The organism is Lysobacter sp. CA196, from assembly GCF_052078695.1.
Classification (GTDB): Bacteria; Pseudomonadota; Gammaproteobacteria; order Xanthomonadales; family Xanthomonadaceae; genus Lysobacter.
The window spans coordinates 80080-107036 of sequence record NZ_JBQJIN010000007.1; the positions used below are offsets into that span (position 1 = coordinate 80080).

27 protein-coding genes are annotated in these 26957 nt (G+C 67.9%); 22 read left to right on the forward strand and 5 right to left on the reverse strand.

What is annotated here, in order from left to right:
- Positions 1-90: 90 nt before the first annotated feature.
- The 11 genes from ACTOWK_RS08850 (at position 91) to ACTOWK_RS08900 (ending at position 10637) form a co-directional block, all read left to right on the forward strand.
- Positions 91-2256 carry a S9 family peptidase gene (locus ACTOWK_RS08850; protein ID WP_441329807.1) on the forward strand — a complete coding sequence of 722 codons (2166 nt, stop codon included), beginning with the start codon at positions 91-93 and terminating at the stop codon, positions 2254-2256.
- 141 nt (positions 2257-2397) lie between these two features.
- Entirely contained in the window at positions 2398-2862 is a 465-nt protein-coding gene (locus ACTOWK_RS08855) for a YbaN family protein (protein ID WP_441329808.1), read from the forward strand.
- Between the two features lie 99 nt (positions 2863-2961).
- Complete coding sequence (lptM, locus tag ACTOWK_RS08860; RefSeq protein WP_441329809.1) at positions 2962-3291, forward strand: LPS translocon maturation chaperone LptM; 330 nt, start codon at positions 2962-2964, stop codon at positions 3289-3291.
- Entirely contained in the window at positions 3284-4165 is an 882-nt protein-coding gene (gene dapF / locus ACTOWK_RS08865) for a diaminopimelate epimerase (protein ID WP_441329810.1), read from the forward strand. Before lptM ends, dapF begins: the two co-directional genes overlap by 8 nt.
- Complete coding sequence (locus tag ACTOWK_RS08870) at positions 4162-4848, forward strand: DUF484 family protein (RefSeq protein WP_441329811.1); 687 nt, start codon at positions 4162-4164, stop codon at positions 4846-4848. The genes dapF and ACTOWK_RS08870 overlap by 4 nt, the downstream gene beginning before the upstream one ends.
- A 46-nt stretch (positions 4849-4894) precedes the next feature.
- Positions 4895-5785, forward strand: a complete 891-nt coding sequence (gene xerC / locus ACTOWK_RS08875) for a tyrosine recombinase XerC (protein ID WP_441329812.1) — start codon at positions 4895-4897, stop codon at positions 5783-5785.
- A gap of 292 nt (positions 5786-6077) precedes the next feature.
- Positions 6078-6605: a hypothetical protein gene (locus tag ACTOWK_RS08880; protein WP_441329813.1), complete on the forward strand. Its 528-nt coding sequence runs from the start codon at positions 6078-6080 to the stop codon at positions 6603-6605.
- Between the two features lie 91 nt (positions 6606-6696).
- On the forward strand, positions 6697-7248 hold the full coding sequence (gene hslV, locus ACTOWK_RS08885) for an ATP-dependent protease subunit HslV (protein WP_441329814.1): 552 nt from the start codon (positions 6697-6699) through the stop codon (positions 7246-7248).
- A 144-nt stretch (positions 7249-7392) separates the two neighbouring features.
- Complete coding sequence (hslU, locus tag ACTOWK_RS08890; RefSeq protein ID WP_441329815.1) at positions 7393-8739, forward strand: ATP-dependent protease ATPase subunit HslU; 1347 nt, start codon at positions 7393-7395, stop codon at positions 8737-8739.
- Positions 8740-8883: 144 nt separating this feature from the next.
- A complete protein-coding gene (locus ACTOWK_RS08895) occupies positions 8884-10170 on the forward strand; it encodes a DoxX-like family protein (RefSeq protein WP_441329816.1) in 1287 nt (428 codons plus the stop codon).
- Between the two features lie 2 nt (positions 10171-10172).
- Positions 10173-10637: a DUF2269 family protein gene (locus ACTOWK_RS08900; protein WP_441329817.1), complete on the forward strand. Its 465-nt coding sequence runs from the start codon at positions 10173-10175 to the stop codon at positions 10635-10637.
- Here the strand turns inward: ACTOWK_RS08900 and ACTOWK_RS08905 are convergent, their stop codons facing one another.
- From ACTOWK_RS08905 to ACTOWK_RS08915, 3 genes are all read right to left on the reverse strand, one after another.
- Positions 10638-11108 carry a GNAT family N-acetyltransferase gene (locus ACTOWK_RS08905; RefSeq protein ID WP_441329818.1) on the reverse strand — a complete coding sequence of 157 codons (471 nt, stop codon included), beginning with the start codon at positions 11106-11108 and terminating at the stop codon, positions 10638-10640.
- 83 nt (positions 11109-11191) lie between these two features.
- Entirely contained in the window at positions 11192-11647 is a 456-nt protein-coding gene (locus tag ACTOWK_RS08910; protein ID WP_441329819.1) for a nucleoside deaminase, read from the reverse strand.
- Positions 11648-11736: 89 nt separating this feature from the next.
- Positions 11737-12207: a GNAT family N-acetyltransferase gene (locus tag ACTOWK_RS08915; RefSeq protein ID WP_441329820.1), complete on the reverse strand. Its 471-nt coding sequence runs from the start codon at positions 12205-12207 to the stop codon at positions 11737-11739.
- Between the two features lie 163 nt (positions 12208-12370).
- Between ACTOWK_RS08915 and ubiE the strand changes: the two genes are divergently transcribed.
- Positions 12371-13132 (forward strand): bifunctional demethylmenaquinone methyltransferase/2-methoxy-6-polyprenyl-1,4-benzoquinol methylase UbiE, encoded by a 762-nt coding sequence (gene ubiE / locus ACTOWK_RS08920; protein WP_057916687.1) that lies wholly within the window; start codon positions 12371-12373, stop codon positions 13130-13132.
- 225 nt (positions 13133-13357) lie between these two features.
- Here ubiE and ACTOWK_RS08925 read toward each other — a convergent pair whose 3' ends face one another.
- Positions 13358-14098, reverse strand: a complete 741-nt coding sequence (locus tag ACTOWK_RS08925; protein ID WP_441329821.1) for an SDR family NAD(P)-dependent oxidoreductase — start codon at positions 14096-14098, stop codon at positions 13358-13360.
- Here ACTOWK_RS08925 and ACTOWK_RS08930 point away from each other — a divergent pair.
- From ACTOWK_RS08930 to ACTOWK_RS08950, 5 genes are read left to right on the forward strand one after another with little or no spacing between them, the layout of a single operon-like run.
- A complete protein-coding gene (locus ACTOWK_RS08930; protein ID WP_441329822.1) occupies positions 14097-14300 on the forward strand; it encodes a hypothetical protein in 204 nt (67 codons plus the stop codon). The two genes, ACTOWK_RS08925 and ACTOWK_RS08930, sit on opposite strands and share 2 nt — an antisense overlap.
- Before the next feature lie 35 nt (positions 14301-14335).
- Entirely contained in the window at positions 14336-16297 is a 1962-nt protein-coding gene (locus ACTOWK_RS08935; protein ID WP_441329823.1) for a M1 family metallopeptidase, read from the forward strand.
- Positions 16298-16307: 10 nt separating this feature from the next.
- Positions 16308-17285 carry an alpha/beta fold hydrolase gene (locus ACTOWK_RS08940; RefSeq protein WP_441329824.1) on the forward strand — a complete coding sequence of 326 codons (978 nt, stop codon included), beginning with the start codon at positions 16308-16310 and terminating at the stop codon, positions 17283-17285.
- Positions 17282-18013: a hypothetical protein gene (locus ACTOWK_RS08945; RefSeq protein WP_441329825.1), complete on the forward strand. Its 732-nt coding sequence runs from the start codon at positions 17282-17284 to the stop codon at positions 18011-18013. Before ACTOWK_RS08940 ends, ACTOWK_RS08945 begins: the two co-directional genes overlap by 4 nt.
- Before the next feature lie 26 nt (positions 18014-18039).
- Positions 18040-18768: a glycoside hydrolase family 25 protein gene (locus tag ACTOWK_RS08950; protein WP_441329826.1), complete on the forward strand. Its 729-nt coding sequence runs from the start codon at positions 18040-18042 to the stop codon at positions 18766-18768.
- 710 nt (positions 18769-19478) lie between these two features.
- Here the strand turns inward: ACTOWK_RS08950 and ACTOWK_RS08955 are convergent.
- Entirely contained in the window at positions 19479-20411 is a 933-nt protein-coding gene (locus ACTOWK_RS08955) for a carbohydrate kinase family protein (protein ID WP_441329827.1), read from the reverse strand.
- Between the two features lie 355 nt (positions 20412-20766).
- Here ACTOWK_RS08955 and ACTOWK_RS08960 point away from each other — a divergent pair, with 355 nt between their 5' ends.
- From ACTOWK_RS08960 to rodA, 5 genes are all read left to right on the forward strand, one after another.
- Positions 20767-21813, forward strand: a complete 1047-nt coding sequence (locus tag ACTOWK_RS08960; protein ID WP_441329828.1) for a rod shape-determining protein — start codon at positions 20767-20769, stop codon at positions 21811-21813.
- A 173-nt stretch (positions 21814-21986) separates the two neighbouring features.
- Positions 21987-23123 carry a rod shape-determining protein MreC gene (gene mreC, locus ACTOWK_RS08965; protein ID WP_441329829.1) on the forward strand — a complete coding sequence of 379 codons (1137 nt, stop codon included), beginning with the start codon at positions 21987-21989 and terminating at the stop codon, positions 23121-23123.
- On the forward strand, positions 23120-23605 hold the full coding sequence (mreD, locus tag ACTOWK_RS08970; protein WP_441329830.1) for a rod shape-determining protein MreD: 486 nt from the start codon (positions 23120-23122) through the stop codon (positions 23603-23605). The genes mreC and mreD overlap by 4 nt, the downstream gene beginning before the upstream one ends.
- Positions 23605-25824: a penicillin-binding protein 2 gene (gene mrdA / locus ACTOWK_RS08975; RefSeq protein WP_441329831.1), complete on the forward strand. Its 2220-nt coding sequence runs from the start codon at positions 23605-23607 to the stop codon at positions 25822-25824. Before mreD ends, mrdA begins: the two co-directional genes overlap by 1 nt.
- Positions 25821-26936 carry a rod shape-determining protein RodA gene (gene rodA, locus ACTOWK_RS08980; RefSeq protein WP_441329832.1) on the forward strand — a complete coding sequence of 372 codons (1116 nt, stop codon included), beginning with the start codon at positions 25821-25823 and terminating at the stop codon, positions 26934-26936. The genes mrdA and rodA overlap by 4 nt, the downstream gene beginning before the upstream one ends.
- The last annotated feature ends 21 nt before the right edge of the window (positions 26937-26957 follow it).

Consider the following 26957-nt stretch of genomic DNA (forward strand, 5'->3'; position numbering starts at 1 on the left):
GCCCGTCGTCGTCTGCGCCACGGCTCTGCCCGAATGGGCCGGCTGAATCTTCACGCCCCTGCGGTTGCGCATCCCGATATCGGACCCAATATGAAACCGACCCTACTCACGCTTGCGGCCACGCTCCTGATGACCACGACCCTTTCCGCCACCGCAGCCATCCTGCCCGCGCCGCCCGATGCGGCCAAGAAGCCGCACCAGGTCAAGGCCCCGCACGGCGCCGAGCGCGGCGACGAGTACTACTGGCTGCGCGACGACAAGCGCAAGAACCCCGAGATGCTGGCCTATCTCAAGGCCGAAAACGCCTACGTCGACGCGGCCATGGCGCCGCTCAAGCCGCTCGAGGACACCCTGTACAACGAGATCGTCGGCCGCATCAAACAGGACGACAGCTCGGTGCCGTACCGCGAACGCGGCTACTGGTACTACACCCGCTTCGAGACCGGCCAGGACTATCCGATCCAGGCCCGCCGCAAGGGCAGCATGGACGGCGCCGAGGAGATCCTGCTCGACGTCAACGCGATGGCCAAGGACCAGCAGTACTTCAACGTCGGCGACTACGAGGTCAGCCAGGACAACCGGATCCTGGCCTGGGCCGACGACGCCGTCGGCCGCCGCCAGTACAAGATCCGCTTCAAGAACCTGGCCACCGGCGAGGTCTATCCCGACGTCATCGACGACGTGTCGCCGAACCTGGTCTGGGCCGACGACAACAAGACCCTGTTCTACGTCGAGAACGATCCCGAGACCCTGCTGACGGTGCGGGTCAAGAAGCACGTGCTGGGCACGCCGGCCTCGGCCGACGTCCTGGTGTACGAAGAAAAGGACGATAGCTTCTACATGGGCATCGGCCGCAGCCGCGACGACGCCTACATCTGCATCAGTCTGCACAGCACCGTGTCGAGCGAAGCGCGCTGCGCGCCGGCCGCCGACCCGAAGGAATTCGTGGTGCTGGCACCGCGCGAGCGCGACGTCGAGTACGACGCCGACCATCTCGACGGCCGTTGGGTGATCCGCACCAACGCGCCCGGCGCCGACGGCAAGCCAGCGCCGAACTTCCGTCTGGTGACCGCCGCCGACGGGGCCCGTTCGCGCAAGCAATGGAAGGATTGGATCGCGCACCGCGACGACGTCTTCATCGAAGGCTTCGAGCTGTTCGACGGCTTCACCGCGGTCGCCGAGCGTTCCAACGCGCTCGAACGCCTGCGCCTGATCGGCAAGGACGGCAAGGAAGAATTCGTCAAGGCCGACGAGCCCGCGTTCTCGATGGGCCTGTCGACCAACTCCGAGCACGACACGCCGTGGCTGCGCTACACCTACACCTCGATGACCACGCCGGCGACGACCTACGAGCTCAACACCCGGACCGGCGAGCGCAAGCTGCTCAAGCAGCAGCCGGTGATCGGCTACGACTCCGAGAAGTACGTGACCGAGCGCTTCTGGGCGACCGCGCGCGACGGCGTCAAGGTGCCGGTGTCGCTGGTCTACAAGAAGGGCTTCGAGAAGAACGGCAAGGCGGCGATGCTGCAGTACGCCTACGGCAGCTACGGCTCTTCGACCGACCCGGGCTTCAACAGCACCGTGGTGAGCCTGCTCGACCGCGGCATGGTCTATGCGATCGCCCACATCCGCGGCGGCCAGGAACTCGGCCGCAAGTGGTACGACGACGGCAAGCTGTTCAACAAGAAGAACACCTTCACCGACTTCATCGACGTCAGCGCCGAGTTGGTCAAGGCCGGTTATGCCGCGCCCGACCGCGTCGCGGCCTACGGCGGCAGCGCCGGCGGCCTGTTGATGGGCGCGATCGCCAACATGGCGCCGCAGCAGTACCGGGTGATCCTGTCGCAGGTGCCGTTCGTCGACGTGGTCACCACCATGCTCGATCCGAGCATCCCGCTGACCACCAACGAGTACGACGAGTGGGGTAATCCGGAGAAGAAGGATTACTACGACTACATGCTCAGCTATTCGCCCTACGACAACCTCAAGGCCCAGGCCTATCCGGCGATGTTCGTCGGCACCGGCCTGTGGGATTCGCAGGTGCAGTACTGGGAGCCGGCCAAGTACGTCGCCCGTCTGCGCGAGATCCAGTCGTCCGACAAGAGCGGCGACAAGCAGCCGCTGCTGTTCCGCACCAACATGGAGGCCGGCCACGGCGGCAAGTCGGGCCGTTTCCGCCGCTTCCGCGAGCAGTCGGAGATGTACGCGTTCATGCTCGACCAACTTCAGGTCGGCAGCGCGCCCTCGCTGAAGTAAGCGTCCGCGCTCCGCGTTCGACGGCACCGGCGGCAACCGCCCCGGTGCCGTCGTCGTTTGCGCCGCCGGCGCGGATTGAAAGCCGCGGCCGCACCCACCATGTCCACCACAAACGCTTCACGACCGCCGCATACTTCCGCCATGCCGTTTCCGCCACCGCCTGTCGACCCCGAGCCGCCGACCGCGCCCGCCGCGGACGTGGGTGAGGGCCGGCCCGCATCGTCGAAGGGCCGCACGGTGCGGTTCCGCTGGGCCTGGAAGCTGCTGGCCTATGCCAGCCTGGCCCTGGGCGTGATCGGCATCGTCGTGCCGGGCCTGCCGACCGTACCTTTCGTGCTGCTGTCGGCCTTCGCCGCCGGGCGGGGCTCCGAGCGCCTGCATGCCTGGTTGCTCGGCCACCGCCAGTTCGGGCCGATCATCCGCGACTGGGAAAAGCACGGTGCGGTCAGCCGGCGCTCCAAATGGCTGGCGGTGTCGATGATGTCGGTCTGCGCCGTCATCATGTTCCTGACCTCGCCGAAGCTGTGGATGGCGATGACCGGCACCGCAATCATGACCGTCGTCGCGGTCTGGTTGTGGAGGCGGCCCGAACCGCCGCGGACCTGAGCGCGACGGTCGCGGGCCCCGGTCCCGCCTGAACCCGCGCCGGTTGCCGTGGCCCCGGGCGGGTTCGTTTCGACGCCGGCTGCGGGCTACACTTCGCCCATGAATGCACGCATCGCAACGCCTCTCGTTTTGACCGCGCTGACCCTCGCCCTGACCGCTTGCGGCAACAAGGGCCCGCTGGTCCTGCCGACCGAGCCCGCGCCGCAGGAAGCGCCCGTGGCCAAGCCGGGCGAAGTGCCGGTGACCATTTCCACCGCCAACAATCCGCCGGTCGCCACCGATCCGGCCGCCAAGACCTCGCTGCCGACCCTGCCGCCGATGGATACCGTGCAGCCGGCCGCCGAAGGCGCGAAGGATGCGCAGGACAAGGACGGCGACGGCAAGCCCGACCCCAAGCCCGCCGAGCCGGTGCCGCAGGGCGATGGCTGAGCCCGCGACCGCCGTGACCGGGCCGCTGCGCTTCAGCAAGATGCACGGCGCCGGCAACGATTTCGTCGTGCTCGATCTGCGCGGCGGCGCGCCCCAGCCGGGCGCCGAATTGTGCCGTGCCCTGGCCGACCGCCACTTCGGCGTCGGCTGCGACCAGATCCTGACCGTCGAAGACCCGCTCAGCGAGGGTTCGGTCGCGTCCTATCGGATCTGGAACGCCGACGGTTCGGGCTCGCAACAATGCGGCAACGGCGCGCGTTGCATCGCCGCCTGGCTGGTCCGCGACGGTGCAACAGCCAGCGCCAGCGCCAGCGCCGGCGACGGCAGTTTCGCCGTCGACAGCCCGGCCGGCCGCCATGCGGTGTGGCCGCTCGGCGACGGCCGTTACCGCATCGACATGGGCCGGCCCGATTTCGAGCCGGCCCGCATCCCGATGCGCGGCTACACCGCCTACCAGGACCAATACGTGGTCGACATCCACGACACCGTGATCGGTTTCGGTGCGGTGTCGATGGGCAATCCGCACGCGGTGATCGAAGTCGACGACGTCGAGGCGGCACCGCTCGACAGCATTGCCCCGCTGTTGCAGTCGAGCAATGCGTTTCCGGAGTCGGCCAACGTCGGCTTCGCCCAGGTGATCGCCCGCGATCGCATCCGTCTGCGCGTGTACGAGCGCGGCGTCGGCGAGACCCTGGCCTGCGGCAGCGGTGCCTGCGCCGCGGTGGCGGTGCTGATCCGACGCGGCCTGATCGACCGCGACGTGGCCGTGCAATTGCCCGGCGGCGAGTTGCGTATCGCCTGGCCCGACGACGCGGCGACGCTGTCGATGGCGGGCCCGGCGGCTTTCGTGTTCGAAGGAGAGTGGAACCGATGACCGACAAGTACAGCGAGCAAGCGAGCGACAAGTACAGCGCCCACGAAGTCGCCAACTGGCTGCGTCGTCATCCGCGTTTCCTGCAGCAGTTTCCCGATCTGTCGATGAGCCTGGTGGTGCCGCGCGAGGAAGGCTCGGCGGCGTCGCTGGCGAGCTACCAGTTGGAAGTCTTGCGCGACAAGAACCGCGAACTGTCGCGGCGCCTGCAGGAACTGTTCGGCAATGCCCAGGAGAACGAGCGCCTGGCGGTGCGCACCCATCAACTGACCCTGGCGCTGCTGCGCCAGGTCAGCGCGGCCGACACCTTGCGTGCGATGGCCGCGAGCCTGGCCGAGGGTTTCAACGGCGACCTGGTGCGCCTGGTCGTGTTCACGCCGATCGACGGCCTGGGCGACAGCGACTGGCTGCAGATCGTCGCCGAGGGCGATGCGCGCCTGCAGCCGTTCCGCGACGCCTTGAGCGACGGCGAACCGCTGTGCGGCCGCCTGCAGCCGGAAAAGCACATCGTGCTGTACGGCGAGCGCGCGGAAGAAGTGCAATCCAGCGCGTTGCTGCCGCTGCCCGGCACCGGCCTGATCGCGGTCGGCAGCCGCGACGCCAACCGCTTCTTCCCCGGCATGGGCACCTTGTTCCTGCGCATGATGGGCGAATCGCTGGCGGTCGCGCTCAGGCGCTTCGACTGAGGCGAGCGCGCGGGCGCGATCCGCGCCGACACGCCGCCGTTTCGCCATGAGCACCCCCCACGCCTTTCTCGATCATCTGCGCGTCGAGCGCCGCATGTCGGCGCATACCCTGGATGCCTATCGGCGCGATCTGGATGCCCTGGCGCAATGGTGCGAGCACAGCGGTCGCGGCGAGCCGTTGCGGTTGAACGCGGAAGATCTGCGCGCCTTCATCGCCGCCGAGCATCGGCGCGGCCTTACGCCCAAGAGCCTGCAGCGCCGTTTATCGGCGTGCCGTAGTTTCTACGCTTGGCAGGTCAAGCAGGGCGTGCTGGCCGCGAGTCCGGCGGCGGCGATCCGCGCACCGAAGGCGCCGCGAAAATTGCCGCAAGTGCTCGATCCCGACGAGGCCAAGGCCTTGGTCGAAGTGCCGACCGACGTGCCGCTGGGTTTGCGCGACCGCGCGCTGCTCGAACTGTTCTATTCCTCCGGCCTGCGCTTGAGCGAGCTGTGCGCCTTGCGTTGGCGCGACCTCGATCTCGACGACGGCCTGGTCACTGTGCTCGGCAAGGGCAGCAAGCAACGCAGCGTGCCGCTGGGCTCGCACGCGCGCGCGGCCTTGCGGGAGTGGCGAGCATCGACCGGCGCGGCCAACGAAGCGCAGGTGTTTCCGGGACGCGGCGGCGGGCCGATCACGCCGCGCGCGGTGCAGTTGCGCATCCGCCAACTCGCCCAGCGCCAGGGTTTGTTCAAGCGCGTGCATCCGCATTTGCTGCGGCATTCCTTTGCCAGCCACATCCTCGAATCCTCGGGCGACCTGCGCGGCGTGCAGGAACTGCTCGGCCATGCCGACATCGCCACCACCCAGATCTACACCCACCTGGATTTCCAGCACCTGGCCAAGGTCTACGACGCCGCGCATCCGCGGGCCAAACGCAAGCCTGGCGGCGAGAAGTGAATGGAGAGGAGTGAGGAGTGAGCGAATGACGCTGTCGCTGCTTCGGGATACCCGCAACTCGCCCGCGTTTCTCACCAAGAGCACGAGCCAGAATTCGTAGTGAGCCTTCCCGAAGAGTTCCCTCCTTTGGAAAAGGGGGGCAGGGGGGATTTGCTCTTGGCTTTGCCCCGGCCGAGCCCCGCGCCACCCCTCGCAGCATCTGTACAAGCGTGACCGATTCGCCATTGCGCTGTGCGGGAACGCGCGTGCCGTCGGACTAACATCTCGCTCCTCTTACAACCAAGGAACGGTAATGCAGTCAGTACTGACGATTCTGCTGGCGGTGGGCGCAGCGGCGAGTACCCCGGTGGCGAAGCAGGCGCCCGCGCGCGAAAGTTACGGCTTGGCCGGCGGCCGCGAAAATGTCGGTTGCGTCATGACCCATCGCAAGATCGCCCGCTTTCCGGTCCCGGTGACCATCGTCAGGCCGGGTCCGGTCTATGAGGAATCGACGCGATTGCGCGGGCAGTTGGTCTCGGCCCTGTCCAAACCCTGCGAGCGCCTTGAGAACGCTTCGGTCGGCCCTGACGAGCCGGCTGCGAAAGCCTACGCCGTGCGCCTGGACAAGGCATCGGAGGGCGTGTGGAGCGGCATGATCGCATTCGACGACGTGGCGCCCGGCTCCTTGCGCGCCTGCGGCAGCATGGAAGGCATTCACTTCACCGCCTGGAAGGGCAAACCGCTGCGCAGCGCGCGTCTGTGGCAGAGCTATTTCTGGTTGGAATACGGACTCGAACCCGGTGGCCCATCGGAGTGTCGGGAACAGGACTACGCTGAGTGAACGCAACCGGGAGCGGCGCCGCCGCTCCCGGCCTGGGGCTTGAACCGGCCGGCGATAGCCCCACTTCGTCAGGGTTACCTCGGAGCCCCACATGGATCCCAGTCAAAACCCCACTGTTTTTCACGCCACCACCGTCGTTTCGGTCCGCCGCGACGGTCGCGTCGCCGTCGCCGGTGACGGCCAGGTGACGCTCGGTCACACCGTCATGAAATCCAACGCGCGCAAGGTGCGCCGCCTCGGCCGCGATGGCCAGGTATTGGCCGGCTTCGCCGGTGCGGCGGCCGACGCGTTCACCTTGTTCGAACTGTTCGAAGCCAAGCTCGAGAAGCATGGCCAACTGACCCGCGCCGCAGTCGAACTGGCCAAGGATTGGCGCACCGAGCGCCGCCTCGGCAAGCTCGAAGCGTTGCTCGCCGTCGCCGACAAGGAAACCTCGCTGATCATCAGCGGCACCGGCGACGTCATCGAGCCCGAAGACGGCATCATCGCCATCGGTTCCGGCGGCATGTACGCCCTGTCGGCCGCGCGCGCATTGATCGCGCACACCCAGCTCGACGCCCGCACCATCGCCACCGAGGCGATCAACATCGCCGGCGACGTCTGCATTTATACGAATCGCAATGTGGTGGTCGAGGAACTGTAGCAACCAGTAGCAACGAGTGGAGAGAAGTGAGGAGTGAGTAGAACCGTTCCTCTTCGTCTCTTTCGTTCGTAGCGCATCCGCTCACTCCTCACTCCTCTCAACTCACTTCTTACCTCTATGAAACCCGACAACAGTCACGCCACCATGACGCCGCGCGAAATCGTGCAGGAGCTCGACCGTCACATCATCGGCCAGCACGCGGCCAAGCGCGCGGTCGCGATCGCGTTGCGCAACCGTTGGCGCCGCATGCAGCTCGACGGCGACCTGCGCAACGAGGTCATGCCCAAGAACATCCTGATGATCGGCCCGACCGGCGTCGGCAAGACCGAGATCGCGCGTCGCCTGGCGACGCTCGCCAACGCGCCGTTCGTCAAGGTCGAGGCCACCCGCTTCACCGAAGTCGGCTATGTCGGCAAGGACGTCGAGCAGATCGTCCGCGATCTCGCCGACACTGCGGTCAAGTTGTACCGCGAACAGGCCAAGGTGCGCGTGCGCACCCAGGCCGAGGACCGCGCCGAAGACCGCATCCTCGATGCGCTGCTGCCCAAGCGCGTGCCGGGCGGTTTCGGCTTCGGTTCCGAGACCCCGGCGCAGGACACCAGCTCGCCCGACAGCGACACCCGCGCCAAACTGCGTAAGCAGTTGCGCGCCGGCGAACTCGACGAGCGCGAGATCGAGATCGAAACCGCGGTCAACGTCGGCGTCGACATCATGGCGCCGCCCGGCATGGAAGAAATGGGCCAGCAGCTGCGGCAGATGTTCTCGCAGGTGTCCGGCGGCAAGACCCACAAGAAGCACCTGCCGATCAAGGCCGCGCGTCCGCAGCTGATCGAAGAGGAAGCGGCCAAGCTGGTCAACGAAGACGACGTGCGCGCCGCGGCGATCGAGGCCTGCGAACAGCACGGCATCGTTTTCATCGACGAGATCGACAAGGTCGCCAAGCGCAGCGAAGCCGGCATGAGCGGCGGCGACGTCAGCCGCGAAGGCGTGCAGCGCGACCTGCTGCCGCTGGTCGAAGGATCGACGGTCAGCACCAAGTACGGCTCGGTCAAGACCGACCACATCCTGTTCATCGCCTCGGGCGCGTTCCATCTGGCCAAGCCGAGCGACCTGATCCCCGAACTGCAGGGACGTTTCCCGATCCGGGTCGAACTCGGCGCGCTGAGCAAGGACGATTTCGTCCGCATCCTCACCGAGCCCAAGGCCTCGCTGACGACCCAGTACATCGAGTTGCTCAAGACCGAGGGCGTGGACCTGCAGTTCACCGCCGATGCGGTGGATCGCCTGGCCGAGATCGCCGCGCAGGTCAACGAACGCCAGGAGAACATCGGCGCGCGTCGTCTGCACACCGTGCTCGAACGCCTGCTCGATACCTTGAGCTATGAAGCGCCGGACCGCGGCGGCCAGGCGGTGAGCATCGACCGCGCCTATGTCGACGAACACCTGGGCGAGTTGGTGCAGGACCCGGATTTGAGCCGTTACATTCTCTGAAGCCGAGCCCCTCTCCCGTTGACGGGAGAGGGATTGAGGTCGAGGGCTTCGGACACGTCGCGATCTGGTATCGCGCACGCTCTGCTAACGTGTCGCCCCATGGACGACACCGCACCCGCATCAGGGACCGAAGCATCGCGCGCCATGAGCCCAGGCACCGCCCTGGTGCTCGGCGCCAACGGGTTTCTCGCCGGTTACATCATCGCCTCGCTGCGTGAGCGCGGCTGGCGGGTGTTGCGCGGGGTGCGTGCGAGCGGCCGCGCCCTGCGCGCCGACGAGCGCGAAGCCGACCTGACCCGGATGACCACGCCCGAGGCCTGGCGCGACACCCTGCGCGGGGTCGATGCGGTGGTCAATGTCGCCGGCATCCTGCGCGAGACCGGCAGCGAGACCTTCCAGGCCATCCACATCGACGGGCCGCTGGCGCTCGCCCAAGCCTGCGTCGCCGCCGACGGTCTGCGTTTCGTGCAGATCTCCGCGCTCGGCGAGCCCGAGGACGGTGCCTTCATCGCTTCCAAGCACCGTTTCGATGAGGCCTTGCTGGCCCTGCCGTTGAACGCGGTGGTGCTGCGGCCGTCGATCGTCTATGCCGTGTCGGGTTCCTACGGCGGCACTTCGTTGCTGCGCGCGCTGGCGGCGTTTCCGGGTTGGCATCTGCTGCCCGGCGACGGGCGTTGGGCGATCCAGCCGGTGTCGGCCGAGGACCTCGGCACGCTCGCCGCGCTCGCCGTCGAAGGCGAGCGGCGCGGCATCTTCGACGTCGGCGCGCCGCAGCCGATGACGCTGCGCGAGTACCAGGCGACCTGGCGGCGCTGGCTGCGTATCGATGGCGAGGCCGCGATCGCGGTGCCGGAAGCGTTGGTGTCGCTGCAGGTCGGCATCGGCGAGCGGCTCGGCCGCGGCCCGGTCGGCGAGACCATGTGGCGCATGCTCCGGCGCGGCAACGTCACCGCCGCCGATGCGCCCGAGCGCCTGCAGGCCGAGTTCGGCCACATGCCGCGCGATCTCGAAACCGCGCTCGCGGCGACGCCGAGCCAGGTCCAGGACCGTTGGCAGGCGCAGCTGTATTTCCTCGCGCCGACCCTGCGCATCGCCATCGTCGCGCTGTGGCTGATCTCGGCCGTGGCCGGATGGCTGACCCCGGCGGCGACGATCGAAGCGCTGGCCGCGGGTTCGCCGATGCAGCATTGGCAGCCGGTGCTGTTGGCGCGCGCGACCGCCTCGCTCGACGCGCTGCTCGCCTTGGCCTTGCTGATCGGTTGGCGTCCGCGTCCGGTGCTCGGCCTGATGGGGCTCAGCGTGCTCGCCTACACGCTCGCTTTCGGCCTGTTGCTGCCGGCGCAATGGCTGGACCCGCTCGGCGGGCTGGCGAAGAATCTGCTCGTGCTGCCGGCGCTCGCGGTGGCCTGGGTGCTCGCGGACCGGAGATGAGCATGGACTACCTGTGGGTGAAGTGGATCCATATCCTGTCGTCGACCCTGCTGTTCGGCACCGGCCTGGGCATCGCATTCTTCTTCTGGATCGCGCATCGGCGCGGCGATCCCAAGGTCATCGCCGAGACCGCGCGCACGGTGGTGATCGCCGACGCCTGCTTCACCGCGCCGGCGGTGATCGTGCAGTTCGTCAGCGGCATGTGGCTGACTTGGCGGCTCGGCATTCCGTTCTCGGTGTTCTGGCTGAAGACCGCGCTGCTGCTGTTCTTCGTGGTCGGCGCCTGCTGGTTGCCGGTGCTGTGGCTGCAAGCGCGGGCGCGGCGCCTGGCGGTCGAGGCCGCGGCGCTGGGCGCGCCCTTGTCGGAAGCCTACCGGCGCACCATGCGCTGGTGGTTCTGGCTCGGTTGGCCGGCTTTTCTCAGCGTGATGACGATCTTCTGGCTGATGGTGATCAAGCCGGTCTGATCAGCGGCGCAGTTCGAGCAACACGCCGACGCTCGGGAATTGTTCGCTGCCGGCGAGCCAGCCGGGGCGGCGTTCGATCTCGACGAAACCTTCCGAGCGATACAGGCGCAGGGCCGGTTCGTTGCCGGCCAGCGCCAATGTCGTCACCACCGGACCGGCCTCGGCGAGTGCGTGCCGCAGCAGGCGGCGGCCGACGCCGCGGCCGTAGCAGTCCGGGTGCACGTACAGCCAGTTCAAGGAATTGCGTTTGAAGGCGACGAAGCCTTGCACGAGGGTGTCGATCGAGGCCACGTCGAGGCGGCCGTCGAATAAACCCTCGCTGTGCGCGGTGCGCGCCAGGCTGCGGAAGGCGGCGACGTCGGCGCTGAGCCGCAGTTCGTCCAGGCGCGCGCGATCGTGGATTTCGCACAGACGCGGCCAGTCGCTCAACAGGTAGGGGCGGATGCTGGCGTCGGTCGGCGGTAGGCGCATTGCGAAGGATTCTGCACCCGCCGCCGTGGGCTTGCACGAGTGCGTGTGCGGCAACGCGAGCGGCCGCACACGTTGCGCGCGACTCAGTCCTCGCCGATGTCTTCGTTCCATGCGTCCGGATGCGCGGCGATGTAGCCGCCGAGCATCTCGATGCATTCCGGGTCGGCCAGGTCGATCACGTTGACGCCGTTCTCGCGCAGCCAGTCGACGCCGCCGCTGAAGTTGACCGACTCGCCGACCACGACGGTGCCGATATTGAATTGGCGCACCAGGCCGCTGCAGTACCAGCACGGCGCCAGGGTGGTGACCATGATGGTGTCGCGGTAACGGCGTTGGCGGCCGGCCTTGCGGAAGGCGTCGGTTTCGCCGTGCACCGAGGGGTCGTTCTCCTGGATGCGGCGGTTGTGGCCGCAGCCGAGCAGGCGGCCGTCGTTGTGATACAGCGCGGCGCCGATCGGGATGCCGCCCTCGGCGAGGCCCTGGCGGGCTTCGGCGACGGCGGTCTTGAGCAGGGCGCGGTAGTCGGGCGTGGCGATCATGGAAGGCTCCGGTTCGATGGCGTCCAGTCTGGCGCGGCGGCGCGGCCCGGTCGAGTCGCAGCCTGCGATTCGTCCCGCGTTGCAGGGTCTTAACGGTGCCCGCGCCGCAGCAGGTCGATGTGCGGGATGCCGTCTTCGACGTAGGGCTCGGACGAGGGCTCGAAGCCGTAGCGGCCGTAATAGCCCTGCAGATGCGCCTGCGCGCCGATCTGCACGTCGGCGCCGGGCCAGCGCCGTTCGATCTCGATCAGCGCGGCCTCGATCATCGGCCCGCCATGGCCCTGGCCGCGGTGCGCCGGAGCGGTGAGGACGCGGCCGAAGCTGACCTGCGGATAGCTCAGCCCGGCCGGCAGGATGCGCAGATAAGCCGCCAGCGCGCCATCGGGCGCGCGGCCGAGCAGGTGGATCGCATCGGGGTCGCGGTCCTTGCCGTCGGGATCGAGGTAGACGCAATTCTGTTCGATCACGAACACCTCCGAACGCAGGCGCAGCAGCTCGTAGAGCTCGTCGGCGCTCAGTTCGCGGAAGGGTTTGGCGTGCCAGCTCAACAGGGGGCTCATGGCCGGATTCTGGCAGAGCCCGACGGCGCTTGGCACGGCGCGGGCGAGGCTGGCCCGAGTTGGCCGATAGCGGGGCTGGGTGGGCCTTGGCGGCCCGGCCGACGTCACCGCGCAGCCCGGTTGCGCAACCAAGCCCGGCCGGCGGGCATGCGATAATCCCGGCATGAGCGAACAGACCCCCAAGCCCGACACCACCCACTTCGGTTTCCGCGACGTCCCCAAGGGCGAGAAGCGCAAGCTGGTCGGCGAAGTGTTTTCCTCGGTCGCCGGCAGCTACGACCTGATGAACGACCTGATGAGCCTGGGCATCCACCGGGTCTGGAAGCGCTATTTCACCGCGACCGCGCAGGTCCGCCGCGGCGACCGCGTGCTCGACCTGGCCGGCGGCACCGGCGATATCGCCGCGTTGCTGCGCGACCGCGTCGGCGACAGCGGCACCATCGTGCTGGGCGACATCAATCGCGAGATGCTGCGGGTCGGCCGCGACCGCATGACCGACCAGGGCCGTATCTCCGGTTTCGAGTACGTGCAGTGCAACGCCGAGTCGCTGCCGTTCCCGGACGCGAGCTTCGACCTGGTCACCATCGCCTTCGGCCTGCGCAACGTCACCGACAAGGACGCCGCGCTGCGCGAGATGCTGCGCGTGCTCAAGGTCGGCGGCCAGGCGCGCGTGCTCGAGTTCTCGGAAGTGAAGGCCGACTGGTTCAAGCCGATCTACGACTTCCACTCGTTCAACGTGCTGCCGAAGCTCGGCAAGCTGTTCGCCAACGACAGCGAGAGCTATCGCTATCTGGCCGAGAGCATCCGCAAGCACCCGCCGCAGGACGAGCTCAAACAGATGATGGTCGAAGCCGGCTTCGCCCGCGTCGACTACAAGAACCTCAGCGCCGGCATCTGCGCGATCCACACCGGCTACAAGGTCTGAGGCGAGGCGTTCGGCGCAGCGTGAATAACAAAAAACGCCGGGACGAAACTCCCGGCGTTTTCGTTGGCGCTTCGGCTACCGGGTTTTATGGATGCATGGCGCTGAAGTCTCTGCGGCCCGGCCAGGGCGCATGGCGCCCTGGCGTTCAGGGATGCGCGAGCCAGTGGCTCGCAAACGCATCCATTCACCCACCTTCGCGGAGATGACGGCTGAGCGTGTTCGCACTCAAGCCGAAAACCCGCCATCCACCGAAATCGCCGTGCCGGTGATGAAGTTGCCGCCGGGGCCGGCGAGGTGGGCGACGGTCGCGGCGACGTCCTCGGGACGGCCGTATTCGCCGAGCGGCAGGCCGGCGCGCTGCGCGTCGGCGCCTTCGCCGTCGGCCGGGTTCATGTCGGTATCGACCGGGCCCGGCTGGACCACGTTGACGGTGATGCCGCGTTTGCCGAGGTCCTGCGCCAGGCCCTTGCTCATGCCGATCACCGCGGCCTTGCTCATCGAGTACAGGGTCATGTTCGGCGCGCCGACTCGTTCGCCCAGGCAACTGCCGATGGTGATGATGCGGCCGCCGCGCGGCAGGTGCCTGGAGGCGGCCTGCGCGGCCACGAACGGCGCACGCACGTGGATCGCCATGACCCGCTCGTAGGACTCGGCGCTTTCGTCCTCGAACGGGCCGTAGGCGAACACGCCGGCGTTGTTGACGACGATGTCGAGACGGCCGAATTCGGCGACCGTGCGTTCGACTGCGGCGGTCACCGCCTGCGGGTCGGCGCTGTCGGCAGCGATGGCGAGGGCGCGGCGGCCACCGGCCTGGATGTCGGCGACGACCGCCTGGGCCTGTTCGGCCGCGCGTGCGTAAGTCAGCACGACGTCGGCGCCGTCGGCGGCCAGGCGGCGGGCGATCGCCGCGCCGATGCCGCGGCTGCCGCCGGTGACCAGGGCTATTTTGCCTGCGAGAAGCGTCATGTCGGTGTTCCTTGAAGAAGAGGAGGGTATGGCGTCGATCGTGGCAGGCGGCCCCGCGCGCGCCTACGGCCGCGGTGGGAAGCATCGTTGCGTGCGGCCGGTCGCGGAAAGCAGCGTTGCGCCGCTGCCACCGGCCGAGGCGCCGCCAACCGCCAAGGGCGGCGATGCGGTGCACCATGCCGGGCCGCGGGCGAGGCGCTAAACTCGGGCGCTCGACCCGTCGTCCGTGGACCTTTCATGCGTTCTTCGATCCTGACCGTTTGCCTTGTCGCGGCCCTGACCGCCGCCGCCGGCTGCTCGCGCGATGCCGCGACCCCCGCTGCCGACTCCACCCCGCCCGCGACGACGCCGGAGGCCAAAGTGAACGACACCGCTGCCGCGGCCGACCGCGACGAGCACTCCTACGCCCAGCCCGATCTGGTCCGCATCGACGATCTGGCCTTGCAGCTGGCGGTCGACTTCGCCAGCAAGACCCTGACCGGCAGCGCCACCTACACCCTCGACTGGACCGATCCCAAGGCCACCCAGTTGGTGCTCGACAGCCGCGAGCTGAAGATCGAAAAAGTCGTCGGCGAGCGCAGCGACGGCAAGTGGGTCGACCTCAAGTTCGCCCTGGCCGATGCCGACAAGACCCTCGGCAGCAAGCTCACCATCGAGGTGCCGGAACGCAGCAAGCGCGTGCGCGTCAGCTATGTCACCTCGCCGAACGCATCGGGCCTGCAGTGGCTCGAACCGTCGATGACCGAGGGCAAGAAGACGCCCTTCATGTTCAGCCAGTCGCAGCAAATCCACGCGCGTTCGTGGGTGCCGTTGCAGGACACGCCGAGCGTGCGCTTCACCTACACCGCCCACGTCACCGGGCCGAAGGACGCGATGGTGCTGATGAGCGCCGACAACGATCCCAAAGCCCCGCGCGACGGCGACTACAGCTTCAAGATGCCGCAGAAGATTCCGTCGTACCTGCTCGCGATCGCGGCCGGCGACCTGGTGTTCCAGCCGATCTCCAACCGCGCCGGCGTCTGGGCCGAGCCGGCGATGGTGAAGAAGGCGGCGACCGAGTTCGCCGACACCGAAAAGATGATGGAGACCACCGAGCAGTTGTACGGCCCCTACCGTTGGGAGCGCTACGACATCCTGGTGCTGCCGCCGTCGTTCCCGTACGGCGGCATGGAGAACCCGCGCCTGACCTTCGCCACCCCGACCGTGATCGTCGGCGACAAGTCGCTGGTGTCGCTGGTCGCGCATGAGCTCGCGCACAGCTGGTCGGGCAACCTGGTGACCTTCTCCAGCAGCAAGGACGGCTGGCTCAACGAAGGCTTCACCAGCTACGTCGAGAACCGCATCGTCGAGGCGCTGTACGGCAAAGAGCGTTCCGACATGGAGAACGTGATCGGCCGCAACGAGCTCGCCGCCGAGTTCAAGACCATCGATCCCAAGCTGCAGGCGTTGGCGCTGAAGCCGGGCACGCTGAAGGACCCGGACGAGGCCAGCAGCGCCACCGTCTACACCAAGGGCGCCTGGTTCCTGCAGTTCCTCGAACAGCGCTACGGCCGCGAAGCGTTCGATCCCTTCCTGCGCGGTTACTTCGACCATTTCGCGTTCCAGAGCATTCCGACCAGCAAGTTCGTCGAATACGCCAAGGCCAACCTGCTCGCCAAGCATCCGGGCAAGGTCAGCGAAGCCGAGCTGGAGGAATGGATCTACGGCCCGGGCATCCCGAAGTCGGCGCCGGCCACGCAGTCGCCGCGCTTCGACGCGGTCGACGCCGCGCGCAAGGCCTGGACCGAGGCCGGCACCTTGCCGGACAAGGCGCTGACCGCGAAGTGGAGCACGCAGGAATGGGTGCACTTCATCGAGGGCATGCCGGAAACGCTCAAGGTCGAACAGCTCAGCGCGCTCGATGCCGCCTACCACTTCACCGGCACCCCGAACGGCGAGATCGCCCAGCGCTGGTATCCGCTCGCGGTGCGCAGCGGCTATCGCCAGGCCGATGCGGCGATCGCCGCGTTCCTGCAGAAGATCGGCCGTCGCAAGCTGATCATGCCGACCTACGGCGAGCTGGTGAAAACGCCCGGAGGCCTGAAACTGGCCGAGGACACCTTCGCCAAGGCCAAGCCCGGTTATCACCCGATCACGACCGCTTCGGTCGACGCGGTGATCGCCAAGGCCAAGTCCGCGCCGCAGGCCGCGGCGAAGTAAGCGCGAGCGCATGATCCTGCGTCGCATGCTCAAGACGGTCGCCCTGGTGGCGGCCGTCTTGCTGTGCGCGCTGTTGTTCTGGCTGTGGCGCGACCCCTATCGCGTAGTGCTCGGCGATTACGCGCGCCAGCGCATCGTCGCCGGGCTGGGTCGCAACGCCGCGCAGATCGACGATCACCGCTGGGTCTACGCCTATAACGACGAAGCGCCGGCGGACGCGCCGACCGTGGTGATGGTGCACGGCTTCACCGGCAGCAAGGAAAACTGGTATCCGCTCGCGCAGCGCCTGCGTGGCCGTTATCGCCTATTCGTTCCGGACCTGCCGGGGTGGGGCGAAAGCGAACGCAAGCGCGGCGCCGACTATGGCTTCGTCGCTCAGAACGAGCGCGTCGCCCGTTTCATCGAGCAGGTCGCGCGCAAACCGGGCAGCCCGGTGGTGTTGCTCGGTCATTCGATGGGCGGCGCTATCGTTGCGCTGACCGCCGCGCGCCACCCCGCGGACGTCGATCGCGTGGCCCTGTTCAATTCGGCCGGCGTGCGCTTCAAGGACAACGTCTTCGGCCGCGAAGTGCTCGAAGGCAAGAACCCGTTCGCGGTCAGCGATGCCGCCAGCCTCAAGCATTACCTCGGCATCCTGTTCTACGACGAACGGGCCAAGCCGATCATTCCGTGGCCGGCCGACGGCATCTACATCGAGCGGCGCAAACGCGACGCGGCGTTCGAGCAATCCGTGCTCGACAAGATCGGCCGCGGCGACGAACGCTTCCTGCCCGGCGACGAAGCCACCGGCATTCGCCAGCCCGCGCTGCTGCTATGGTGCCGGCAGGACGCGGTCATCGATGCCAGCGCCCTGGAGCTGTTCGCGGCGAAGTTGCCGCAGGGGCAGCGGGTATTGCTGGACGGTTGCGGCCACATGTCGGTGATGGAACAGCCCGACGCCGTCGCCGAGGCCGTGGATCAACTGATAGCCAAGGGAACGCCGCGATGACGCTTCGCAACGCCACCATTCTCCTCGCCGCCGCGATCGCGCTGGCCGCCTGCAAACAGCCCGATCCGAAGATCGCCGAAGCGGCCAAGGCCGCGCAGCAGGAACAGGCCGCCGCCACCGCCGCGAAGGAATTCGATACCGCCTACGGGCAGAAGAACTGGGAAATGGCCGCGGCCCACGGCGAGATCGTGACCTCGAAATACCCGGGCACGCCGACCGCCGACCGCGTACGACCGTTGTACGAAGAGGCGCAAGCCAAGGCCAAGGAAGTGCGCGAGCAGCGCCGCGTCGAATCGCTGTGGTCGTACATGAGCACGCCGGTCAAGACCGCGAAGGGCAAGGCCGGCACGCAGTTGTCGGCCTCGATCTACGCCCGCGCCAATGTCGAGACCGACGGCAAGACGCCGCGTCCGGTGCAACTGATTTTCCGCGACCACCCGGATTGGGGCCGCAGCAGTTACCTCGTGCTGCAGGTCGGCGACTTCAACTGCTACGGTGGCTGCAAGCTCAAGATCGGCTTCGACGGCAAGGTCAAGACCATGGCCGGCAGCCGGCCCAAGACTGACGAAGCCATCGCCATGTTCGTCGAAGACGAGCGCGCCCTGTGGCGCGGCGTCGGCCAGGCCAAGGAGCTGACCATCGAATTCCCGGTCAAGGCCGGCGGCACCCGCACGGCGAGCTTCGATGTGGGCGGATTGAAGCAGGACAAGTTGCCGGGCTGGAAGTAGTCAGTGGTCCGATCGCAAGCACCCGCATGAGGCGTCTCAAGAAACTGCTCGTCTGGTTGTGGGTTTTGGCATTGCTCGCCGCTGCCGTGATCGCACTGGCGTGGTGGGGCTTTCTGCATTGGCAGCCGGACCGCGGGCGTTATCCCTTGCGCGGCATCGACGTGTCGCATCATCAGGGCGCGATCGATTGGACGGCGATGGCGCGCGACGACGTCGCATTCGCCTACCTCAAAGCCAGCGAGGGCGGCGACCATCGCGACCGTTTGTTCGCGACGAACTGGCGCGCGGCGCGAGCGGCCGGGATCGCGACGGGTGCCTATCATTTCTTCACCTTCTGCCGCAGCGGCGCCGAGCAGGCGCGCAACTTCATCGCGGCCGTGCCGGTCGAGGCCGATGCCTTGCCGCCCGCGGTCGACCTGGAGTTCGGCGGCAACTGCGGCGCACGGCCCGATGGCGCGACGATGCGGGTCGAACTCGACGCCTTTCTCGCCGCGGTCGAAGGCGCCTATGCGAAGCCGGCGTTGTTGTACGTCACCCCGGAGTTCTTCGACGCTTATCGTGAGTCGCTGCCGCAACGTGCGTTGTGGCGTCGTTCGATCTTGCGCGCGCCCGACACGCGTGCGGCCTGGGCATTGTGGCAATACCACAACCGCGCCCGTGTCGAGGGTATCGTCGGGCCGGTGGATTTGAATGTGTACGCCGGCGACAAGATCGCGTTCGAGCGTTGGCGCAACCAACCCGCGCCGCCGCCCTGAGGGTAGGAGCGACGCAAGTCGCGACCGCGACATCGCAATGGCGTCGTTGCTGCGGCTACGTGTCGCGGCTTGCGCCGCTCCTACCCTGTGGGGTGTGCGGCGATCTTGGGTCGCGACTTACGTCGCTCCTGCACAAGCCGGGGAGGGGCATCGAACGAGATGCTTGAGCTTGCGCCGCTGCCCTTGCAGGAGCGAGGTGAGTCGCGACTGCGACATCGCATTGGCGTCGTTGCTGCGGCTGCGTGTCGCGGCTTGCGCCGCTCCTACCCTGTGGGGTGTGCGGCGATCTTGGGTCGCGACTTACATCGCTCCTGCACAAGCCGGGGAGGGGCATCGAACGAGATGCTTGAGCTTGCGCCGCTGCCCTTGCAGGAGCGAGGTGAGTCGCGATTGCGACATCGCATTGGCGTCGTTGCTGCGGCTGCGTGTCGCGGCTTGCGCCGCTCCTACCCTGTGGGGTGTGCGGCGATCTTGGGTCGCGACTTACGTCGCTCCTGCACAAGCGGGGATGCGTGCGGAGGGGATGGGCGCAGAAACGAAAAATCCCGGCCTGGGCCGGGATTTTTCGTGTCGAATGCAGCTAGGTTGGATCAGGTCGCGGCGAACCGCTCAACAATTCTTGAATCCCGAATCCCGAATCCCGAATCCCGAATCCCGAATCCCGAATCCCGAATCCCGAGTCCCGAGTCCCGAGTCCCGAGTCCCAGCCCTTAAAGCGCATACCCGAACTGCTGGCGGAACTGCTCGGCGAATTCGTCGTAGTCGAAGCGCTGGTTCTGGGTGCCGGGGTGTTCGACCTTCAGCGCGCCCATCAGGTTGCTCATGCGGCCGATGGTCAGCCAGTCGTAACCCTTCTCGATGCCGAAGATCAGGCCGGCGCGGAAGGCGTCGCCGCAGCCGGTCGGGTCGGTCACGCGGCGCTCGTGCGCCGGCGGAACGTCGTAGCTCTTTTCCGGCGTGTGGATCTGCGAGCCGTGCGGGCCGCGGGTGGTGATGTAGGCCTTGACCCGGGAAACGATGTCTTTCTCGCTCCAGCCGGTGCGTTCCTGCAGCAGGTTGGACTCGTAGTCGTTGACGGTGACGTAGTCGGCCTGCTCGATGAAATGACGCAGTTCTTCGCCGTTGAACAACGGCATCGCCTGGCCGGGATCGAAGATGAAGGGGATGTTGGCTTCGGCGAATTCGGTCGCGTTCTGCAACATGCCTTCGCGGCCGTCGGGGCTGACGATGCCGAAGCTCACGTCCTTCACGTCGCGCACGTGGTTCTCGTAGGAACGCATCATCGCGCCGGGGTGGAAGGCGGTGATCTGGTTGTTGTCGTGGTCGGTGGTGATGAACGCCTGCGGCGTGAACAACTCCGGGATTTCCTTGACGTGATCGAGGCGGATCTTCTGATCGACGAACCATTCGCGATACGGACCGAAGTCCTGGCCGACGGTCGCCATCGGGATCGGATCGCCGCCGAGCAGCTTGAGGTTGTAGGCGATGTTGCCCGCGCAACCGCCGAACTCGCGGCGCATGCGCGGCACCAGGAACGACACGTTCAAGATATGAACCTTGTCCGGCAGGATGTGGTTCTTGAACTGGTCCGGAAACACCATGATGGTGTCGTAAGCCAGTGAGCCGCAGATCAGCGCAGACATGTTCACCCCAATAAGAAATAGAAAAGCGCGGCGGTCCATCACCGGCCGGCGGCGTAGGGTAGCGGCTGAGGCTTCGCGCGGCCAGTTCCCAATGTGCTTTGCGGGGGCGTGCAGCCCACTCGATCGGTGACCGGGTCGAGGGTCGGACGGGGCCCGGGCGGGTCTCGACCGGGTCGGTCCGGGGTGGTCGGCAGGGTCCACCGGCACCCCGACCCAGGGTTATCCCCAGGGTATCCACCGCCGCTCCTGAACGGCCCAGTTCGCTCGAAACCGTTGATTTTCCTTGCTCGCAGGGGGGGCGGTTGCTAGGCTAATGCCCCCACTCCGCCCCTACTTTTGACGGCCCAATCCCCCGATGTTCAAGAAGTTTCGCGGCATGTTCTCCAATGACCTGTCCATCGACCTGGGCACGGCCAACACACTTATTTATGTGCGCGGGCAAGGGATTGTCCTGAACGAGCCGTCCGTGGTCGCAGTGCGCCAGGACCGGCTGATCGGCGGAAATCGGACGGTGGCGGCGGTCGGCGGCGAGGCCAAGCAGATGCTCGGCCGCACCCCGGGGCACATCACCACGATCCGGCCGATGAAGGACGGCGTCATCGCCGACTTCACCTACACCGAGGAAATGCTCAAGCATTTCATCCGCAAAGTGCACAAGTCGCGCTTCCTGCGCCCGAGCCCGCGCGTGCTGGTCTGCGTGCCCTGCGGCTCGACCCAGGTCGAGCGCCGCGCGATCAAGGAATCGGCCGAAGAGGCCGGCGCCCGCGAGGTTTACCTGATCGAGGAACCGATGGCTGCGGCGATCGGCGCCGGCATGCCGGTGACCGAGGCGCGCGGTTCGATGGTGGTCGACGTCGGCGGCGGCACCACCGAAGTGGCGGTGATCGCGCTCAACGGCATCGTCTACTCGGCGTCGGTCCGCATCGGCGGCGACCGCTTCGACGAGTCGATCATCAACTACGTGCGCCGCACCTACGGCACCCTGATCGGCGAAGCCACCGCCGAGCGCATCAAGCTCGAGATCGGCTGCGCCTACCCGCAGGAACGCGCCGCCACCATCGAGGTCTCCGGCCGCAACCTCGCCGAGGGCGTGCCGAAGATGATCAAGATCAACTCCAACGAAGTGCTGGAAGCGCTGCGCGAGCCGCTGGCCGGCATCGTCTCGGCGATCCGCCTGGCGCTGGAGCAGACCCCGCCGGAACTGTGCGCCGACGTCGCCGAGCGCGGCATCGTCCTGACCGGCGGCGGCGCCCTGCTGCGCGACCTGGACCGTCTGATCAGCGAGGAAACCGGCTTGCACGTGCAGGTTGCCGACGATCCGCTGACTTGCGTCGCCCGTGGTGGCGGCCGCGCCCTGGAGCTGGTCGACATGCACGGCAACGAGTTCTTCGCGCCCGAGTGAAGCCGGGACTTGGGGTTCGGGGCTCGGGATTCGCAAGGCCCGCTGACTCGTTGCCTCTCCCGTTGGTTGGTTTGTCTGCGATGGCTGCCATTGAACGCTCGGTATGCGTAGCGGCCGATCGCGGCAGCCGCACTTCCGAGTCCTGAGTCCCGAGCCCCGAGTCCCGGCCGCCAATGCCTCCATACGCCGGTCCACCCACCGTAGCCCGTAGCGGCGAAGTCGCCGACACGCTGCGCCTGCTGGCGTACCTGGCTCTGGCGCTGGTCCTGATCGTGCTCGATCACCGCGGCGGTTGGCTCAACCAGGCGCGCAAGCAGACCGCGCTGTTCGTCGCGCCGTTGTGGGCGGTCGCCGGATGGCCCGGGCGGCTGGTCGAGCGCGTCAGCGACGACGCCGGCACCATGAGCCAGCTCACCGACGAAAACCGGCGCCTGCGCAACGAAGCCCTGGTCAACCAGGCCCGGATGGCGCGGCTGCAGTCGGTCGCGGCCGACAACCAGCGCCTGCGCGGCCTGCTCGAAGCGGCCGAGCGCGGCAACCTGGATGTGGTACTAGCGCCGATCCTCGATATCGACCTCGACCCCACCCGGCAACGGCTGGTGCTCGACGCCGGCAGTCGCGAGCGGGTGCGGGTCGGCCAGAGCGTGATCGACGCCGGCGGCCTGCTGGGCCAGATCACCGGCATCACCCCGTTGCACGCCAGCGTGCTGCTGATCACCGACGCCTCGCATGCGGTGCCGGTGGCTGTGGCGCGCAACGGCGTGCGCCTGGTCGTCTACGGCGAAGGCCGCAGCGACAGCCTGACCCTGCGCAGCGTGCCGCTGTCGAGCGACGTCCGGGTCGGCGACGTACTGGTGACCTCGGGCCTGGGCGGGCGTTTCCCCTCGGGCTTCCCGGTCGGCACCATCACCGCGCTGCGCCCCGACGACAGCCGCGCCTTCCTGGTCGGCGAGGTGCGCCCGGCCGCGCAGCTCGACCGCGGCCGCGAAGTGCTGGTGCTGTTGTCGTTGCCGCCTCCGCCGGCCGACGCCAGCCAATTCGATACCCAGCCGGCGATGCCGGCGACCGGCACGGCATCCGCTACCGCCGCTGCCGCTGCCGCCTCCGCCGGCACGCCGCCGCCGAATGCCGGCAACGCTGCGAAAACTCCCGCCGGCAGCAATGGCGCGCCCCGTAACGCCAATACCCCGCCGGCGTCGGCGGCCCGCGCGCCCACGCAGAGGCCCGCCACGCGTGCCCCGGCCGCCGCCAGCGGCCGCGCGCCGCCGTCCAGCACCCCGTCCACGCCTGCCGCCGGAGACGATCGATGACCCGCGCCCGCCACCACTGGGTGCTGCCGGTCAGCCTGATCGCGGCGCTGGCGCTGAGCCTGCTGCCCTTGCCGCAACTGCTGCTGCCGCTGCGGCCGTACTGGCTCGGCCTGGTCCTGGCCTATTGGGTGATCGAAGACCCAGACCGGGTCGGCCTCGGCTTCGCCTTCCTGGTCGGTCTGGCCGGCGACCTGGTCTCGGACGGCCTGCTCGGCGAACAGGCCCTGCGCCTGGTGGTCATGGCCTTCATCCTGCAGCGCTTCCGCGCCCGGTTGCGGTTCTTCCCGCTGTCGCAGCAAGCGCTCGCGGTCGGCGGCCTGATGCTCAACGACCGCATCGTCACCTCGGCGATCCACGTGGTGCTGCGCGAGCCGGCGCTGCCGACGGCCTTCTGGCTGTCGCCGTTGACCGGCATGCTGCTGTGGCCGCTGATCTTCCTGCTGCTCGACGCCCTGCGCCTGGGCAGTTGGCGGAGACGTTGATGGGCCCGCGCCGCAGCCCGATCAAGAAACGCGTGCTCAAGAACGCCGCGGCCGAGGCGGACCAGTTCCGCGCCCGCGCCGCGATCGCCTTCGCCTTCGTCCTGCTCGGGGTGATCGGCCTGGGCTTCTGGTACTTCCGCCTGCAGGTCTGGCAGCACGACGACTACGCCATGCGCTCGGAGGCCAACCGGGTCAAGCTGCGCCCGGTGGTGCCGGGACGCGGGCTGATCTACGACCGCCAGGGCCGCATCCTCGCCGACAACGTGCCGGCGTTCCGCATCGAGGTCACCCCCAGCGAAGCCGGCGACAGCAAGGATTGGCTGCCGCAGCTGGCCCAGGTGGTGGCGCTGACGCCCGAGGAGATCGCCCGGTTCGAGAGCGAGCGCAAGGCCACCCGCGGCTTCAAGCCGATCGTGCTGAAGCTGCGGGTCAGCGACGAAGAGGTCGCCGCGTTCGCGGTCGATCGCTGGCGCTTCCCCGGCGTCGAGCTGGTGTCCTACCTCAACCGCCGCTATCCCTACGGCGCGCTGTTCGCGCACGTGATCGGTTACGTCGGGCGCATCGACACCAAGGACGAGGAGGCGATGGGCCAGAACGCCGGCGTGCTGACCCACACCGGCAAGACCGGCCTGGAGCGGTTCTACGACGAGCAATTGCGCGGCCAGATCGGCTACGAGCAGATCGAGACCAACGTCGACGGCCGACCGATCCGCCAGGTCGGTTATGTCCCGGCCAAGCCCGGCGCCGACCTGCGCCTGAGCATCGACATGGACCTGCAGCAGGCCATGATCACCGCGTTCGGCGACATGGACGGTTCGGCGGTCGCGGTCGACCCGCGCACCGGCGAAGTGCTGGCGATGGTCAGCCTGCCGAGCTACGACACCAATCTGTTCGTCAACGGCATTTCCACCGCCGATTACAAGGCGCTGTCGAGCAATCCGTCACGGCCGCAGTTCAACCGCAACGTGCTCGGCGGCGGCCCGCCGGGCTCGACCATGAAGCCCTTCGTCGCCTTGGCCGGCCTCGACAGCGGCCTGCGCCGCCCCGAAGACCGCACCTTGTCGACCGGCGAGTTCCACATCCCCGGGCAGAAGCGCGGCTACCGCGATTCGCACGGCGGCGGCCACGGTTGGGTCGACGTGCGCGAGTCGATCGCCCAGTCGGTCAACACCTACTACTACAAGCTCGCGCTGGAGATGGGCATCGCCCGTTTCGACCAGTACATGACGCGCTACGGCTTCGGTCAGAAGACCGGCATCGACCTGGCCGGCGAGAACATCGGCATCCTGCCGTCGCCGCAGTGGAAGGCCAAGCGCAGCAAGGAAGGCTGGTACCCGGGCGAGACCGTCATCGCCGGCATCGGCCAGGGCTATTGGGTGGTGACCGCGCTGCAGCTCGCGCGCGGCACCGCCGCGATCGCCAACGGCGGCCACCTGCAGCAACTGCACCTGGTGCGCGAAAGCCGCATCGGCTACGAAGCGCCGTGGTTGCCCAAGCAAGTCGCCGCGCCGACCCTGATCACCGACAACCCCGCGCACCTGCGTGCGGTGCAGGAAGGCATGATCTCGACCATCCACGGCTCGCGCGGCACCGCGCGGGTGATGGAGCGCGGCGCGCCGTACCGCATGGCCGGCAAGACCGGCACCGCGCAGAAGATCAGCCGCAAGGGCAACGTCAGCATGAACCCGCATTCGCTGCCGCTGCACCTGCGCCATCAGGCCTTGTTCGTCGGCTATGCGCCGGCCGAAAACCCGACCATCGCGGTGGCGGTGGTGGTCGAGCACGGCGGCTACGGCGGCAGCACCGCCGCGCCGATCGCGCGCAAGATCTTCGATGCCTGGCTGCTCGGCAAGATGCCCGAGCCCCTGCCGGGCAAGAACGACCCGCCGGCGGTGCCGAAGCTGGCCGCCGCCGACGCCAAGGCGCAGGCCGAGCAAGCCGCCGCGGCCGAAAGCGAGCCCAGGATCGTGCCGGTCGCGGTCAACGGCGCCTGGGCCGAAAGCGTGGCCGCGGCGAACGCCGTGGTCGCCGCACAACCGGGCCGCGCGCCGCAGGCGTTGGAACGCCGGCCGCTGCTGCGCCCGCATCTGCCGGACGCCGCTGCGCCGGCCGAGGCTGCGCCGGACGCGGCCGACGACGCCTCCGGCGAGCCCGAGGACGCGCCCATCGCACCCGAGCCGGCGCCGACGGTCGCGCCGGCGGCGGAGCCGCGGCGATGAGAGTGATCCTGCGTTACCTGTGGGACCTGCTGCAGCGCTTCACCCGCACGCTCGACCTGATGATGTTGGCCGCCTTGCTGGCGCTGATGGCGATCGGCCTGGCGGTGCTGTACAGCGCCGGCGAACACTCCATGCGCATGGTGATCGCGCAGGGTTCGCGCTTCGGCGTCGGCCTGCTGGCGATGTGGGGCCTGTCGCGCATGCCGCCGTCGCAACTGCGCAACTGGACGCCGTCGGTCTATGCGCTGTCGATGATTCCCCTGCTGCTGGTGTTGGTGGTCGGCACCGGCAAGCATGGCCGGCACTGGATCGACCTCAAGGTGTTCTATTTCCAGCCGGCCGAGTTGCTCAAGCTGAGCCTGCCGATGATGGTGGCGTGGTATCTCAACCGCGAAGCGCTGCCGCCGAAGCTCAAGACCGTGCTGGTCGCCGCGGTGTTGATCGGCGCGCCGACCGCGCTGATCCTGCTCCAGCCCGACTTCGGCACCGCGATGCTGGTCGGCATCAGCGGCGCCTTCGCCCTGTACCTGGCCGGCCTGCCGTGGTGGTGGTTCGGCGCCGCGTTCGGCGCCGTCGCGGCGACCGCGCCGGTGGCCTGGTTCTGGCTGCTGCGGCCGTACCAGAAAGACCGCATCCTGACCTTCCTCAACCCCGAAACCGACCCGCTCGGCACCGGCTGGAACATCATCCAGTCGAAGATCGCGATCGGCGCCGGCGGCATGACCGGCAAGGGCTGGCTGCAAGGTTCGCAGTCGCACCTCAACTACCTGCCCGAACACACCACCGACTTCATTTTCGCCGTGCTCAGCGAAGAGTTCGGCTGGGCCGGCGTGATCGTGGTGCTGGCCCTGTACCTGTTCGTGGTCGGCCGCTGCCTGTGGATCGCCGCCGACGCCCGCGACGGCTATTCGCGATTGATTGCAGGTGCCTTGGGTTTGGCCTTCTTCGTCTACGTCATCGTCAACGGCGGCATGATCTCCGGCCTGCTGCCGGTGGTCGGCGTGCCGATGCCGCTGCTGAGCTACGGCGGCACCTCGGCGGTCTCCCTGCTCGCCGGCCTCGGCGTGGTGATGGCGGTGCGCGCGCACCGGCCGGTGCATGGCGGGCGGTGAGTTCGACTAAGGATGGCCGGG

Bases quoted from the DNA above. Each gene is read 5' to 3' on its own strand.
- ACTOWK_RS08850 (WP_441329807.1), top strand. From the start codon at position 91: ATGAAACCGACCCTACTCACGCTTGCGGCCACGCTCCTGATGACCACG.
- ACTOWK_RS08855 (WP_441329808.1), top strand. From the start codon at position 2,398: ATGCCGTTTCCGCCACCGCCTGTCGACCCCGAGCCGCCGACCGCGCCC.
- lptM (WP_441329809.1), top strand. From the start codon at position 2,962: ATGAATGCACGCATCGCAACGCCTCTCGTTTTGACCGCGCTGACCCTC.
- dapF (WP_441329810.1), top strand. From the start codon at position 3,284: ATGGCTGAGCCCGCGACCGCCGTGACCGGGCCGCTGCGCTTCAGCAAG.
- ACTOWK_RS08870 (WP_441329811.1), top strand. From the start codon at position 4,162: ATGACCGACAAGTACAGCGAGCAAGCGAGCGACAAGTACAGCGCCCAC.
- xerC (WP_441329812.1), top strand. From the start codon at position 4,895: ATGAGCACCCCCCACGCCTTTCTCGATCATCTGCGCGTCGAGCGCCGC.
- ACTOWK_RS08880 (WP_441329813.1), top strand. From the start codon at position 6,078: ATGCAGTCAGTACTGACGATTCTGCTGGCGGTGGGCGCAGCGGCGAGT.
- hslV (WP_441329814.1), top strand. From the start codon at position 6,697: ATGGATCCCAGTCAAAACCCCACTGTTTTTCACGCCACCACCGTCGTT.
- hslU (WP_441329815.1), top strand. From the start codon at position 7,393: ATGACGCCGCGCGAAATCGTGCAGGAGCTCGACCGTCACATCATCGGC.
- ACTOWK_RS08895 (WP_441329816.1), top strand. From the start codon at position 8,884: ATGAGCCCAGGCACCGCCCTGGTGCTCGGCGCCAACGGGTTTCTCGCC.
- ACTOWK_RS08900 (WP_441329817.1), top strand. From the start codon at position 10,173: ATGGACTACCTGTGGGTGAAGTGGATCCATATCCTGTCGTCGACCCTG.
- ACTOWK_RS08905 (WP_441329818.1), bottom strand. From the start codon at position 11,108: ATGCGCCTACCGCCGACCGACGCCAGCATCCGCCCCTACCTGTTGAGC.
- ACTOWK_RS08910 (WP_441329819.1), bottom strand. From the start codon at position 11,647: ATGATCGCCACGCCCGACTACCGCGCCCTGCTCAAGACCGCCGTCGCC.
- ACTOWK_RS08915 (WP_441329820.1), bottom strand. From the start codon at position 12,207: ATGAGCCCCCTGTTGAGCTGGCACGCCAAACCCTTCCGCGAACTGAGC.
- ubiE (WP_057916687.1), top strand. From the start codon at position 12,371: ATGAGCGAACAGACCCCCAAGCCCGACACCACCCACTTCGGTTTCCGC.
- ACTOWK_RS08930 (WP_441329822.1), top strand. From the start codon at position 14,097: ATGTCGGTGTTCCTTGAAGAAGAGGAGGGTATGGCGTCGATCGTGGCA.
- ACTOWK_RS08925 (WP_441329821.1), bottom strand. From the start codon at position 14,098: ATGACGCTTCTCGCAGGCAAAATAGCCCTGGTCACCGGCGGCAGCCGC.
- ACTOWK_RS08935 (WP_441329823.1), top strand. From the start codon at position 14,336: ATGCGTTCTTCGATCCTGACCGTTTGCCTTGTCGCGGCCCTGACCGCC.
- ACTOWK_RS08940 (WP_441329824.1), top strand. From the start codon at position 16,308: ATGATCCTGCGTCGCATGCTCAAGACGGTCGCCCTGGTGGCGGCCGTC.
- ACTOWK_RS08945 (WP_441329825.1), top strand. From the start codon at position 17,282: ATGACGCTTCGCAACGCCACCATTCTCCTCGCCGCCGCGATCGCGCTG.
- ACTOWK_RS08950 (WP_441329826.1), top strand. From the start codon at position 18,040: ATGAGGCGTCTCAAGAAACTGCTCGTCTGGTTGTGGGTTTTGGCATTG.
- ACTOWK_RS08955 (WP_441329827.1), bottom strand. From the start codon at position 20,411: ATGTCTGCGCTGATCTGCGGCTCACTGGCTTACGACACCATCATGGTG.
- ACTOWK_RS08960 (WP_441329828.1), top strand. From the start codon at position 20,767: ATGTTCAAGAAGTTTCGCGGCATGTTCTCCAATGACCTGTCCATCGAC.
- mreC (WP_441329829.1), top strand. From the start codon at position 21,987: ATGCCTCCATACGCCGGTCCACCCACCGTAGCCCGTAGCGGCGAAGTC.
- mreD (WP_441329830.1), top strand. From the start codon at position 23,120: ATGACCCGCGCCCGCCACCACTGGGTGCTGCCGGTCAGCCTGATCGCG.
- mrdA (WP_441329831.1), top strand. From the start codon at position 23,605: ATGGGCCCGCGCCGCAGCCCGATCAAGAAACGCGTGCTCAAGAACGCC.
- rodA (WP_441329832.1), top strand. From the start codon at position 25,821: ATGAGAGTGATCCTGCGTTACCTGTGGGACCTGCTGCAGCGCTTCACC.